The 13,593-nt window shown below is 67.3% G+C and carries 12 protein-coding genes; 8 read left to right on the top strand and 4 right to left on the bottom strand.

Annotation, left to right across the window (positions count from 1 at the left end):
* The first annotated feature begins 258 nt into the window (after positions 1-258).
* Entirely contained in the window at positions 259-2,517 is a 2,259-nt protein-coding gene (locus tag HZR14_RS03525; RefSeq protein ID WP_255479154.1) for a heavy metal translocating P-type ATPase, read from the top strand.
* 3 nt (positions 2,518-2,520) lie between these two features.
* Here the strand turns inward: HZR14_RS03525 and HZR14_RS03520 are convergent, their stop codons facing one another.
* Positions 2,521-3,669, bottom strand: coding sequence for a pyridoxamine 5'-phosphate oxidase family protein (locus tag HZR14_RS03520; protein WP_181691483.1), 1,149 nt, complete (start codon positions 3,667-3,669; stop codon positions 2,521-2,523).
* A gap of 139 nt (positions 3,670-3,808) precedes the next feature.
* Entirely contained in the window at positions 3,809-5,242 is a 1,434-nt protein-coding gene (locus HZR14_RS03515; RefSeq protein WP_181691482.1) for an amidase, read from the bottom strand.
* Between the two features lie 122 nt (positions 5,243-5,364).
* Between HZR14_RS03515 and HZR14_RS03510 the strand changes: the two genes are divergently transcribed.
* Both HZR14_RS03510 and HZR14_RS03505 read left to right on the top strand, forming a co-directional pair.
* Positions 5,365-6,117, top strand: a complete 753-nt coding sequence (locus HZR14_RS03510; protein WP_181691481.1) for a coenzyme F420-0:L-glutamate ligase — start codon at positions 5,365-5,367, stop codon at positions 6,115-6,117.
* Positions 6,118-6,210: 93 nt separating this feature from the next.
* A complete protein-coding gene (locus HZR14_RS03505; protein WP_181691480.1) occupies positions 6,211-7,200 on the top strand; it encodes a 5,10-methylenetetrahydromethanopterin reductase in 990 nt (329 codons plus the stop codon).
* Here HZR14_RS03505 and HZR14_RS03500 read toward each other — a convergent pair.
* Complete coding sequence (locus HZR14_RS03500) at positions 7,154-7,375, bottom strand: DUF8024 family protein (RefSeq protein WP_181691479.1); 222 nt, start codon at positions 7,373-7,375, stop codon at positions 7,154-7,156. The genes HZR14_RS03505 and HZR14_RS03500 overlap by 47 nt on opposite strands.
* A gap of 161 nt (positions 7,376-7,536) precedes the next feature.
* Between HZR14_RS03500 and HZR14_RS03495 the strand changes: the two genes are divergently transcribed.
* Together HZR14_RS03495 and hisG are read left to right on the top strand one after the other, a co-directional pair.
* A complete protein-coding gene (locus tag HZR14_RS03495; RefSeq protein WP_181691478.1) occupies positions 7,537-7,836 on the top strand; it encodes a DUF7573 domain-containing protein in 300 nt (99 codons plus the stop codon).
* An 84-nt stretch (positions 7,837-7,920) separates the two neighbouring features.
* A complete protein-coding gene (hisG, locus tag HZR14_RS03490; protein ID WP_181691477.1) occupies positions 7,921-8,766 on the top strand; it encodes an ATP phosphoribosyltransferase in 846 nt (281 codons plus the stop codon).
* Positions 8,767-9,065: 299 nt separating this feature from the next.
* Here hisG and HZR14_RS03485 read toward each other — a convergent pair whose 3' ends face one another.
* Positions 9,066-9,629 carry a TATA-box-binding protein gene (locus HZR14_RS03485; protein WP_181691476.1) on the bottom strand — a complete coding sequence of 188 codons (564 nt, stop codon included), beginning with the start codon at positions 9,627-9,629 and terminating at the stop codon, positions 9,066-9,068.
* A gap of 120 nt (positions 9,630-9,749) precedes the next feature.
* Between HZR14_RS03485 and HZR14_RS03480 the strand changes: the two genes are divergently transcribed.
* The 3 genes from HZR14_RS03480 to HZR14_RS03470 all read left to right on the top strand — a co-directional run bounded on the left by HZR14_RS03480 (position 9,750) and on the right by HZR14_RS03470 (position 13,554).
* Complete coding sequence (locus HZR14_RS03480; RefSeq protein ID WP_181691475.1) at positions 9,750-10,097, top strand: hypothetical protein; 348 nt, start codon at positions 9,750-9,752, stop codon at positions 10,095-10,097.
* Between the two features lie 9 nt (positions 10,098-10,106).
* The gene (locus HZR14_RS03475) at positions 10,107-10,370 is read left to right on the top strand and encodes a DUF7861 family protein (RefSeq protein WP_181691474.1); all 264 of its coding nucleotides are present in this window, start codon (positions 10,107-10,109) and stop codon (positions 10,368-10,370) included.
* A 136-nt stretch (positions 10,371-10,506) separates the two neighbouring features.
* Positions 10,507-13,554 carry an FAD-binding and (Fe-S)-binding domain-containing protein gene (locus HZR14_RS03470; protein ID WP_181691473.1) on the top strand — a complete coding sequence of 1,016 codons (3,048 nt, stop codon included), beginning with the start codon at positions 10,507-10,509 and terminating at the stop codon, positions 13,552-13,554.
* Positions 13,555-13,593: the final 39 nt, after the last annotated feature.

Below are 13,593 nucleotides of genomic sequence, written 5' to 3'. Positions count from 1 at the left end.
ATAAATCCAACCGCGGATTACGGGCCGGCTGCCCGCCCGCATCCGGCGTTTTTCCGTACGTTACCATCTAGAACCATTGCAGTACACCGGATGAGTTCGGTCCGGGCCTTACCGTACATCGGGCGGAGACTGTTCGGCACCGTACGAGACATCCGATTGGGGGCTGCTCGGCACCGTACGAGACATCCGACGGGGTACGGACCGGTGGCACCGCACGCCAGCGAAGACGGTATAGTCGACGACCGTTTACACCCTCGTATGAGTACGGAACGCCTCGAGCTGTCGGTGCCCGACATGGACTGTTCGTCCTGTGCGGGGAAGGTCGACGCCGCCCTGGCGGACGTCGAGGGGGTCGACAGCGTCGAAACCAGACCCACAGCCGGAGTCGCCGTCGTCGAGTACGATTCCGGCAGGATCGACCCCGACAGGATCATCGGCCACGTCGAGGCCGCGGGCTACGGGGTGGCCGGGACCGACGGGATGGCCTCCGGGACGGCCGTCTGGAGGAGCCGTCGAGCCTACGCGACGTACGCCGGCGCGGTCGCGATGCTCGTGGGATTCGTCGTCCTCTGGGGTCCGCTAGCCGACCCGACCCTCCTCGACGTCGGACGTGAGGCGACGCTCAGCGACGCGTTGTTCGTCCTCGGCGCGGTCGTCGCCGGTACCCCGGTCGCCCGCGCGGGGCTCCGGTCCGTACGCCTCCGGGAGCTCGACATCGACCTCCTGATGGGGACGGCGATCATCGCCGCCACGGCCGTCGGCTACTACGTCGAGGCGGCGACGCTCGCGGTGCTTTTCAGTCTCGCTGAACTCCTGGAGGCCCACGCGATGGATCGGACCCGCGAGTCGATCCGCGAGTTGCTCGCGCTCTCGCCCGACACCGCGACGGTCAAACGCGATGGCGAGGAGGTCTCGGTGCCGGCGGCGGGCGTGGGGGCCGGCGAGACGGTCGTCGTCCGGCCGGGCGAGCGGATTCCCGTCGACGGCGACGTCACCGAAGGCGGGTCCGCGGTCGACGAGTCGCCGATCACCGGCGAGTCGGTTCCTGTCGACAAGACGGTCGGCGACGAGGTGTACGCCGGCAGCGTCGTCGAAGGCGGCTACCTCGAGATCGAGGCGACGGCGGCCGGCGACGAGACGACGCTCTCGCGGGTCGTCGAACTCGTCGAGAGCGCCGAGTCACGACAGACGGACGCCGAACGGCTGGTCGACCGTTTCGCCGGCTACTACACCCCGATCGTCGTCGCTGGGGCGATCGCGACCGTCCTCGTCCCGCCGCTGTTCCTCGGCGGGGTCTGGGGAACCTGGTTCGTCCGTGGACTGACGCTCCTCGTCGTCGCCTGCCCGTGTGCGTTCGTCATCTCGACGCCCGTCACGGTCGTATCGGGGCTGACGAGCGCGGCCCGAAACGGCGTCTTGATCAAGGGCGGCGATCACCTCGAACGGATGGGAACAGTCGACACCATCGCCTTCGACAAGACGGGGACGCTGACGACGGGCGAACTCGCCGTGACGGACGTGGTGCCGGCGGCCGGCCACGACGTGAGCGGCGTCCTCGCGGCCGCCGCGGGGGTCGAACGCCACAGCGAACACCCGATCGGGGCCGCCATCGTCGGGCACGCCGAGGAGGCCGGCGTCGAGCCCCCCGAGGCGGGCGGCTTCGAGAGCCTCACCGGACGGGGCGTCAGAGCGGACCTCGGGGAGACACACTACGTCGGCAAGCCCGGGCTGTTCGCCGATTTGGGCCACGATCTCGGACACACGCATCTGCGGACCGACGGCGGGGCGGCGACCGCCGTCGGGGCCGACAGCGCCGTCGGCGATCCGGCGTGTGAACGCCCCGGATGTGTCGACCTCCGGGCGGGCACGATCACCGAGTTGCAATCGGCCGGCAAGACGGTCGTCCTCGTCGGGACCGAAACGGAACTGTACGGCGTCGTCGCCGTCGCCGACACCGTCCGGCCCGAGGCGAGGGCGGTCGTCGACGCGCTCGGCGATGCCGGCGTCCGGACGGTGATGCTCACCGGCGACAACGAGCGGACCGCAAACGCGGTCGGGGAGGCGGTCGGCATCGGGACGGTTCGAGCGGACCTCCTCCCCGAGGCGAAACTCGACGCGATCGAGGGGCTGCTCGAAGACGGTACCGTCGCGATGGTCGGCGACGGGGTCAACGACGCCCCCGCTTTGGCCCGCGCCGACGTCGGGGTCGCGATGGGTGCGGCCGGCACCGACACGGCGCTCGAGACCGCCGACATCGCGCTCATGGCCGACGACCTCGGCGGCGTCCCCTACAGTCTGCGGCTGGCCCGTGACGCCAACGGCATCATCAAACAGAACATCGGCGCGAGTCTCGCGGTGAAGGCGGTACTCGCGGCCGGCGCGCCGCTCGGATACGTCTCCGTCATCGTCGCCGTCCTCGTCGGCGACATGGGGATGAGCCTCGGCGTGACGACGAACGCCTTCCGACTGGGACGGGTCGATCCGGAGGAGTTCGACGACGACGGGGCCTCAGAATGATTCTCACCTCCTCGATCGGGTGCCCTGCCGGCCGCTAATCGAGGACGGCTCGAGAACGTACCAGCGGAACGAGACGTCCGAGAGAGCGCGGTTGAACACGTCGACCGAGGCGAGACTCCCGTTTCTGAAGCTCTCGAGAACCCCCCGACGCTCGAGTTCGTTTTTCGGTAGCTCCGAGAGGCTACCGTCGACGACGACGCTTCGCCACCGGTCGGGTTGCTCGTACCGCGATACGACCAGCGAGACGGCCGTCGGTCCGTCCAACCGGGCCTGTTTGTCGCTCCCCTCGAACGTCGACATGTGCATGTACATCTCGCGCTCGTCGGAGTCATACCCGTAGGACATCGGGATCGCGTACGGCGATTCGCCACCGAATGCCAGTATCCCGTGTCCCTCCGCCGTCAGGAACGCCGCGATCTCGTCGTCGTCCATCGTGACGGGAACGACCTCGTCCGACTCGTCCCCGACGGCTTCCTCACCGTCACCGGGTTCCGCCTCGGTCCCCGAACCCGGAGACGTTTCTCCCGCGGACAGCGCACCCACCTCGGACGTGGGTTCGAGCGGGGACTCCTCCGCGTCGATGACCCGATCGAACAGGGACGAAAACATCCGTAACGTCCGTTCGTCCGTCGCGGCGGGGCGTAAATGCATGTGGACGTCGGCCCCCGCCCCCTGGAGGGTCGCCAACACGGTGTTCAGAAAGCGGTATAGCAGGTCCCTGTCGTGGTACGGCAACAGCGATTCGATATCCCGAAGGCAGATCTTGACGGAGCCCTCGGCGTGCTCCCACTTTTCGATGACCCGGGAGAACGCGATGGAGATCCCCGTTAGGTCACGCGGATCCACCCGAAATCCGTACAGCGGCGTGTCCTCACCGACCCGTGTGGTCGTCGCCTCGCCGTCCTGCGGCGTCGTTATGATGACGGCCGCCTCCGAGGGATCGTCGATGTGGTCGAGTCGGGCGTTCAGTTCGTCGCTGATCGATTCGAGCGACTGGGACGCCGTTAGCTGTATCACCCGGTATTCGCCCTGCTTTGCCTCGTCAAAAACGTCAGTACAGAACGCTTCCGTGGGATCGAGTTCTCCCGACTCCAGATACAGTATCGGCCCGTCGGCGGTGGGATCCGTCCGCGTATCGTTGTTCACGCCCATGGCCGACAGTTGTCTATTCGACGGTGATATCTCTTGCCGTGCTCGGGAGGGCGCTCCGCCCCGGAGTCCGAGCGCGCGGGGTATCGGGCTGTATGCGTGGGTGAGTTCCGGGACGTAAGATACGTAGGTGAGTTCCGAGTTACAGTTCCGGGTACGCGTCCGCCCACGGCCGTACCCGTTCGAGCGCGGCCGCGACCGCCAACACGTCGGTCTCGGCGTAGCGGCGGCCGACGACCTGCAGGCCGACGGGGAGACCGGTGTCGGTGAAGCCGGCGGGGACCGACGCCGCAGGGTGGCCGGTCACGTTGAACACCCACGTCAACATCGCGTCGGTCGGCACGCCCAGTACGGACTCGCCGTCGATCTCGGTCGGGTAGCCGTCGGCGAGGTGTTTGCCGTATGGCGGGACCGAAAGCGTCGGCGTCACGAGGGCATCGTGGCCCGAGAGCGCCGACTCGATTGCCCGGTAGGCGGCGGTTCGGGGAACGTTCCGCAGCCGTTCGTCGACCGTCTCGACGCCGTCGGCGAGCGCGATCGTCGATCGGACGGTGTCCGCGACGTCGGCGGTCCCGAAGTCGATCCCGTACTCGGCCTCGATCTGCTCGGCGAACGCGCCGAAGAAGGCCCCGACCTGGGTGACGTAGGCCGTCGAGAGTTCCTCGTAGGGAGGCAGGTCGACGTCGGCCGACTCGACGGCCACGCCGGCCGACGCGAGGTCTTCGACCGCCTCCCCGACGACCCTCCGGACGGCCGGGGCGACCGGCTGGAGGTCGAGATCCGGGCTGTAGGCGACCGAGAGCGTCTCGGTCGATCGCTCGGTTGCCGCGACGTACTCGGGATCGGAGAGCGGAACCGACAGCGGGTCGCGGCCGTCGTAGCCGGCGAGGACATCGAGCAACAGCGCCGTCTCCGTCGCGCTACGGGCCATCGGACCGCCGACGAACGTCGGTGTCTGCGCACAGAAGCCGTCCATCGCGGTGCGTTCGGGGACGACCCCGAGCGTCGGCTTGAGGCCGATCACGCTACAACAGGAGGCTGGCACCCGAAGCGAGCCACCGATGTCGGAGCCGGTGGCGAGTCTGACCGATCCGGCGGCCAACGCCGCGGCCGAACCGCCCGAGGAGCCGCCCGCGGACCGTTCGGTATCGAACGGCGTCGGCGTCGCGCCGACGAGGCGGTTCTCCGTCTTGATCGTGTGTGCCATCGCCGGCGTGTTGGTCGTCCCGACGACGACCGCGCCGGCGGCCTCCAGGCGTTCGACGCCGATCGAATCCGTCCGGGCGACGTTGTCGGCGAGCGCCGCGATGCCGAGCGTGTTCGGGACGCCCGCCTTCCGGGTCCGGAGGTCCTTGATCGCCACCGGCACCCCGGCGAGCGGACCGGGATTCCCACCGCGGGCGATGTCCTCGGCGCGGTCGCGGGCCGCCTCGTCGACGACCGTAACGAAGCTGTTCAGTTCGTCCGTCGCGTCGATGCGTCCGAGCGATACCTCGACGGGATCGGACGGCGACCGGCGGCCGTCCCGGACGGCGGCGGCGATTTCGGCGGCGGAATCCTCGAGAGGGCCGGACATATCGGGGGATGTCCCCTCCGAGACATAAATCCCGAGGGCGGCCGTCCCCGAGCCAGGGCCCCGGAGGCGGTGTATCTCCGGTATCGCGCCCCTTTTTGTTCGTCCCGACCCTCCCGGCGTGTATGGAGACGTTCGCGGTTGCGGGGCTGCCGGAGATCAGGGCGGGCGACGACCTCGCCGCGCTCGTCGGCGAGCGAGTCGACTTCGAGGAGGGCGACGTACTCTGTGTCGCGAGCACCGTCGTCTCGAAGGCGGAAGGACGGAAAGCGGACCTCTCGGCGTTTCCCCCCAGCGGACGGGCCGAAGCGATCGCCGCCCGACTCGAATCGGTGACCGGCGACCCGAAGGACCCCCGCTTTGCCCAGGCGGTCATAGAAGAGAGCAAGGCGCTTCTCACCGAGGCCCCGTTCTTGCTCGCGGCCACCCGCTTCGGCCACATCACGGTCAACGCGGGCATCGACCGCTCGAACGTTCCCGGCGCGGACCTCCTCCTGTTGCCCGAGGATCCGAGCGCCTCGGCCGAGCACCTCTCGGAGACGCTCGACGTACCCGTCGTCGTCACCGACACGTCCGGCCGACCCTTCCGGTACGGCCAACGCGGCGTCGCCATCGGCTGGGCCAGCCTGCCCGCCGCCCGTGATTGGCGCGGGGAGTCGGACCGCGACGGCCGAGAGCTGGGCGTCACCGTCCAGGCGGTCGTCGACGAACTCGCCGCGACGGCGAATCTCGTCGCCGGGGAGGGCGGTGGCGGAACGCCCGCCGTCGTCGTCCGGGGCTGGGCGTTCGGCGACCACGCCGGCAGCGACGACCTCTTCCGCCGCGAGGAGGACGACGTCGTCCGCGAGGCGCTCGAGGAGTGGGCCTTCGACGGATGAGGTACGCCGACGGCTCCCGACGACGACGGCTCCCGACGACGACTCCCGACGACGCCACAGCGCGGACGAACCGACGAGCGGCCGACTGCACCAATGATAGGTATCGAACTCACCCCCGAACGGCCCGTCAGTCGCATCGCCGAGTTGGGCGAACACGCCGAATCGAACGGATTCGACGCCGTGTTCAGCTCCTGTCACTACAACAACCGCGATCCCTTCGTCGCTCTGGATCGGATCGCGACCCGTACCGACGACGTCCGGCTCGGGCCGGGCATCGCGAACCCCTACGAGACCCACCCCGTCACGCTCGCCTCGCGGGTCGCCTCCCTCGATGAGGCCTCCGACGGCCGTGCGATCTTCGGGATCGGCCCCGGTGACCGCTCCACGATCGAAAACCTCGGCTTCGAGCACGACCGGGCGTTGCGGCGCGTTCTCGAGACGTTCAAGGTCGCACAGGACCTCTTCGCCGGCGAGCGCGTCGACCACGACGGCACGTTCGAGGCGGCGGACGCCGGGCTCAACTTCGGGGTTCCGAGCGAGACGATCCCGGTCTACGTCGGCGGGCAGGGACCACACATGATCCGGATGTCGGCGAAACACGCCGACGGGCTGCTGTTCAACGGTTCCCACCCGAAGGACATGGCGTGGGCGGCCGAGCAGGTCGAAAAAGGGCTCGGAGAGCGTCCCGAGGAACGCGGCGGGTTCGACTTCGCCGCCTACGCGTCGGTCTCGGTGTCGAGCGACGCCGAGGCTGCCCGCGAGGCCGCTCGCCCGCCGGTCGCGTTCATCGCCGCCGGGGCGGCCCCGCCGGTATTGGATCGACACGACATCGACCGAGAAACGGCGGAGACGATCGGCGAACACATCTCGGCGGGCGGGTTCGAGGCGGCGTTCGACGCCGTAACCGGAAAAATGATCGACGCATTCTGTATCGCCGGGACGCCGGAGGACGTCGAAGGGCGTATCGACGGCGTCTTGGAACACGCCGACAGCTTCGTCGCCGGGTCGCCGTTGGGGCCGGACCTCGACGAGGCGGTCAGGCTGGCTGGTTCGGTTCTTCGGCCCCGGACAGACCGCGTTTGATCGACGCGGCGACGGCCCCGAGCGTCGCGACGCCGAAGACGGCGACCGCAAAGCCAGTGAGAATGGCCCCACTGAGCAACATCGCGCCGACGAGCGGGTCGACGCTCGCGATCTCGGCGAACTGCTCGATCGCTCCGATCGTATTCTGCTCGAATCCGGTCTGAATCTCGACCATACTGGACCGTCGAAGCGCACCTACTTGTGTGTGTCCGTCTCGTGTCGAACGGTCACGGACGGCAGATCAGAGACCGCTCTCGGTCCCGCCGTAGCCGCTCTCGGTCCCGCCGCAGCAGCCGGAGCCTCACCGTTCAAGTGGACGGATCGCCTGAATCCAGTATGGGCAACGCCTCGCTGGACGATTTCGTCGCCGACCCCGAACCCGACGCGAACGACCCCGACGCGAACGAATCCGAACCCGACGCGAACGACCCCGACGCGAACGAATCCGAACCCGACGCGAACGACCCCGACGCGAACGAATCCGAACCCGACGCGAACGAATCCGAACCGGAGCCGACTCCCTCGGCGTACGGGTGGACACCCGACGGTGTCGACTGTGCCGACTGTGGGGCCACCGTCGAACGGCGCTGGCGGGACGACGGGCGGTTCGTCTGTCCGGACTGCAAGGACTGGTAGCCGGAGAGCCCCGGCGGCGAACGCATCCACGGCCGGGACGGCGGCTCCGATAACGAAAAGACCCGCCCCCCACAACCGTGGGGTATGCGCATCGCCGTACCCAACAAGGGGCGTCTCCACGAGCCGGCGCTCGAACTGCTCGAACGCGCCGGCCTCCACGTACAGGACGGTGCCGACCGGAAGCTCTACGCGGACACCGTCGACCCCGACGTCTCGGTGCTCTTCGCCCGCGCGGCCGACATCCCCGAGTACGTCTCCGACGGGGCGGCGACGCTCGGGATCACCGGCCTCGATCAGGCCCGCGAGTCCGGGGCCGACCTCGTGGATCTGCTCGATCTCGGATTCGGCTCCTGCCGGCTCGTCCTCGCCTCGCCGGAGGACGGCGGCGTCGCCTCGCCGGAGGAGCTCTCGGGCGGCACCGTCGCCACCGAGTTTCCGACGATCACCCGGGACTACTTCGAGGGGATCGGCGTCAACCCCGACATCGTCGAGGTCTCCGGGGCGACCGAACTGACGCCGCACGTCGACATCGCCGACGCGATCGTCGACATCACGTCAACGGGGACGACACTGCGGATGAATCGCCTCTCGATCGTCGACGAGGTGCTCGAGTCCTCGGTCCGGCTGTTCGCCGATCCGGCGGTCGCCGACGATCCGAAGATCACACAGATTCGGACCGCCTTCCGGTCGGTGCTCGACGCCGAGGGCAAGCGCTACGTGATGATGAACGTCCCCGAGGACGCCCTCGACGAGGTCAAAGAGCGGATTCCGGGGATGGGCGGGCCGACGGTGATGGACGTCGCCGGCGAAAACGGTCTCGCCGTCCACGTCGTCGTCGACGAACGGGAGGTCTTCGAGGTGATCCCCGAGTTACAGTCGGCGGGGGCGAGCGATATCCTGGTGACCGAGATCGAGCGGCTAGTGCCCTGAGCTCGAACGACGGGGCCTGGGAATCGGACGAGTGGTCCCCCGACGCTGTCTCCCGTCCCGCCGTACCCGCCCGACTCGCTGGGGGGAACGAAAGCGGACGGTGGGCGGTTCGGCCCATTCTCCGGACAACCGAGGGACGCGTCCGGGAAGGATACGACAGGGGACCGACGGCTTTTATATAGAGAGGTGTCGCGCATCGGTTGGTCGGGGGAATAGTACCCGGTTGGTTCGACTGCGACCGGTTCGACTGCGACCGGTTCGACTGCGACCGGTTCGACTGCGACCGATACCCGTCCCGATCAGCCCTCGAGCAGACCGAGTTCCTCGAGCCGTGAGACGATTTTGTCGACGGCCTTTCTGGCGTCGTCCGGCTCTTTGCCCCCGGTGATGACGAGCTTTCCGGAGCCGAACAACAGCGCGACGACGTCGGGATCGTCGAGCCGGTAGACGAGGCCGGGGAACTGCTCGGGTTCGTACTCGATGTTCTCAAGCCCGAGACCGATCGCGATGGCGTTGAGGTTGAGATTGCGACCCAAATCGGCGCTCGTGACGATGTTCTGGACGACAATTTCGGGGTCCTCGTCGACCTGAATCTCCAGGTCGCGAAGCTTATCGAAGACGATACGCAGCGACTCGTGAACGTCGTCGGTGGATTTCGCGCCGGTACAGACGATCTTGCCGGAGCGGAAGATGAGTGCGGCCGATTTCGGGTCTTGGGTCCGATAGACGAGGCCGGGGAACTGCTCGGGGTCGTAGTCCGCGCCTTCGAGGTCCATCGCGACGCTCTGTAGATCGAGCTCCTGACCGATACCCGTCGAGGCGACGACGTTCTCGATATTGATAGTCTCCTTTGGGTCCTGCATGACTCGACTTAAAACACGTATTTAAGGTTTATAAATGTGGGTGGTCGTTTGTGGAGCGCCACCGATAGCGGGGGCCGGTCGACCGAACCTGTTTTGCCCTCGGCTCCGGAAGATCACCACGTGAACGCAGTCGAGGAGTGGGAGCGGCTGCTCGAGGCGGCGGACGAACTGACGAGCGAGGCCGCCGACGGAATCATCGACACGCACGGCGACCGCGGCGTGACCGCCATCGAAGCCGTCGGCGAGCGGCGGGTGAAGGGGTATCGGGATTTCACCGTCGTCGTCGGCCACTCCGAGGAGTACGTCGTCGAGAACGATACCTGCAGCTGTGAGGACAGCCGTTACAACCTCGATCCAGACGATCCCACGCAGCTCTGTTGGCACGTCGTCGCGGCGAAGGTCGCCCGTCGGATCGACGCCGTGGATCACCACGACATGTGGTACTCCGAAGTCAAGGAGTTCCTGTGAGCGATCCGTATGAACCACGACCGACTCCACGCCCGGAAGCCGACACACGATATCGGCCGGTGGTCGAGCGGCGTCGTCGAGTCCGTTGGCGAACGCGATGGCCACCGCGTCGTCACGGTCCGGACCGCCGGAGGCGAACATGATCGGAAAGAAGACGGGGAGACGGTCGACCTCGTCGTGACGTTCGCCGTCTACGAGCTATTTCTCGGCCGTGTGGAGACAGACGGGGGATCGCCGATCGGGGAGCGAGTCTGGTATCGAAAGCGGGGGTAGGCGACCTCGGGGGGGTCGAGGCGGACCGGGAGCGGCCGCGGGACCGCGGTTTATCACGGTCTTTGCGCCTGTATAGCCCGAATTGCGGCAGCAGTATTAACTAACGGTAGTTCATACTACCCGTAGCCGGATATTCATGAGCAAGACCACACAATCGGATTCGGAACCGCCGGCGGATCCAGCGGCGGACTCACGGAGCAACTACGATCACAGGAGCTCCGACGTCGAAGAGCCGGAGCTCGTCGCCGACTTGGAGGCGCTCGTCGAGGGCGAAGTTCGGTTCGACAGCTACAGCCGGAACCTCTATGCGACGGACGCGAGCGCCTACCACCAGTTGCCGATCGGTGTCGTCGTCCCCGTCTCCGTGGCCGACGTCCAGGCCGTCATGGGGTACTGCGCGGAGCACTCGATCCCGGTACTCCCCCGCGGCGGCGGGACGAGCCTCGCCGGCCAAACCGTCAACGAGGCGGTCGTCCTCGATTTCAAGAAGGAACTCGACGCCGTGGTCGACGTCGACCCCGAGACTGGGACGGTCACCGCCCAGCCGGGGATCACGCTCGCACGGCTCAACAACCACCTCGAAGAGCACGGTCTCAAGTACGCTCCCGATCCCGCCTGGGGCGATAAAAGCGTACTCGGTGGCTGTATCGGCAACAACACGACCGGCGCACACTCGTTGAAATACGAGAAGGCCGACGGCTACCTCGAGGAGGTCGAGGTCGTCCTCGCGGACGGGACGGTGACGACGTTCGGCTGGATGGACGTCGAAGAGCTCCACGAACGCGCCGCGGCGGTTGACGGGGACGCGGGAATCGTAGAACGCGTCTACGCCGTCGTTTCGGACGTCCTCCGGAATCGAACCGAGGGGATCGAAGAGCGCTACCCCGACCTGACGCGTAACGTCTCCGGCTACAACTTCGACAAGCTGCTCGAGGACGTCGAGGCCCGCGGGGAAGTCAACGTCGGCCGCCTCCTGGCCGGCAGCGAGGGGACGCTCGGGATCGTCACCGAGGCGACCGTCTCGCTCGAGCCGGTCCCCGAGGAGACGTCCGTGGTGTTGCTCACCTACGACGACGTCATCTCCGCGATGCGCGACGTCGCCCCCATCCTCGAACACGACCCGGCGGCCGTCGAGGTGATGGACGATGTCCTCCTCGACCTCGCCCGCGATACCCCGGAGTTCTCGAAGCTGGTCGGAACGCTTCCCGAGGGGACCGACTCGACGCTTTTAGTCGAGTTCTACGCCGACTCGATCGAGGAGGGCAAACGGAAGGTCGCGGACCTGCTGGCCGATCGGCTTCCGGGATACGAGGCGACTGGAGAGCCCGCCGCTGACGGGACGCGCACCGACGGCGAGATCCAGGCCGTCGACGCCCTCGAGGCATACGACGACGACCGGCAGGCGAAGTTCTGGAAGATGCGCAAGGCCGGTCTCCCGATCCTGCTGTCGCGAACCGGCGACGAGAAACACTGGCCGTTCGTCGAGGACACCGCCGTCCCGGCGGAGAACCTCCCCGAGTACGTCGCCGACATCCAGGAGCTGTTCGACGAGTACGACACCTTCGCCTCCTACTACGCCCACGCGGGGCCGGGCGTCCTGCACATCCGACCGCTGTTGAACCTCAAGGCCGACGACGGCGTCGACCGGATGCTCGAGATCTCCGATGCGATCACCGACCTAGTCATCGAGTACGGCGGCTCCGTCTCGGGCGAACACGGCGACGGGCGGGCGCGAACGACCTGGAACAAGAAGCTCTACGGCGAGGATATCTGGGCCTCTTTCGGAGAGCTAAAGGCCGCCTTCGATCCGCAGGGGCTTTTGAACCCCGGCAACGTGAGCGGCGATTTCGATCCCACCGAGAACCTCCGATACGACGCCGACTACGAGTTCGACGCCGGCTTTTCGCCCGAGATGAACTGGGACAACGAGAACGGATTCCAGGGGATGGCAGAGCTCTGTCACGGCTGTGCGGGCTGTACGGGCCACCAAGACACGACCGGGTCGATCATGTGTCCGACCTACCGGGCGACACAGAACGAGGAGATAACATCGACCCGCGGCCGGGCGAACATGCTCCGCCGGGCGATGAGCGGCGACCTCCCGGAGGACGTTTTCTCCGAGGAGTTCATCCACGAAGTGATGGACCTCTGTATCGGCTGTAAGGGCTGCAAGCGCGACTGCCCGAGCGGCGTCGATATGGCGAAGCTGAAGACCGAGGTCAAACACGAGTACCACCAGCGCGAGGGGATCCCCTTCCGCGATAAGCTCTTTGCGAACGTCGAGACGCTGTATGGACTCGGCAGCGCGTTCGCACCGGTCTCGAACGCCGCTGCGAAGCTGCCGGGAACGGGGCTCCTAATGGAGAAAGTACTCGGGATCGCCCGCGAGCGCGACCTGCCGACGTTCACGCGAAAGACGCTTACAAAGTGGGACCGCTCCCGTACCCCGGCGGTCTCCGAGAGCGAAGCCGACCGGAAGGCGCTCGTCATCGCCGACCCCTACACGAACTACACCCAACCCGAGGTCGGCAAGGCCGCGGTCCGGGCGCTCGAGGCCGCCGGCGTCCACGTCGAGGTTCCGGACGACGTGACCGACAGCGGCCGCCCGGCACACTCGAAGAGCCTCCTGGACAAATCGCGAGCGACGGCGCGGGCGAACGTCGACGCCTTGGCCCCACGCGTCGAGGCCGGCTGGGACGTCGTCAGCGTCGAGCCCTCCGATTCGGTGATGTACCAAAACGACTACCTCGATCTGCTCTCCGGCCCCGACGTCGAGGTGGTCGCAGAAAACGCCTACAGCGTGATGCAGTACATCGACACGTTCCGGCTGGACGAACGGCTCTCGACCGAAACCGACGAGACGATCTCCTATCACGGCCACTGCCACCAGACGGCGTCGAGCCGGGATCACCACGCGGTCGGCGTGCTCCGGCGGGCGGGCTACGACGTGGACGTCCTCGACACCACCTGCTGTGGGATGGCCGGCTCCTTCGGCTACGAGGCCGAACACTACTCGATGAGCCAGGCGATCGGTCGAATGCTGTTCGATGCGGTCGAGGAGTCCCCCGGTACGGAGGTCACAGCGCCCGGCACGTCCTGTCGTTCACAGCTCGCGGGCACCGATCGGACCGACGGCAAGCCACCGCACCCGATCGAGAAGCTCGAGGCGGCGCTGCAGTATTGACACGGATTGGTGTGACGGGTGTTCGGCGAGCACCAAGCC

The sequence above is a fragment of the Natronomonas salinimetallica genome (assembly GCF_013839515.1).
Classification (GTDB): Archaea; Halobacteriota; Halobacteria; order Halobacteriales; family Haloarculaceae; genus Natronomonas.
Note: the sequence above shows the minus strand (reverse complement) of the source record. Positions and strands in the feature narration are given on the sequence as shown.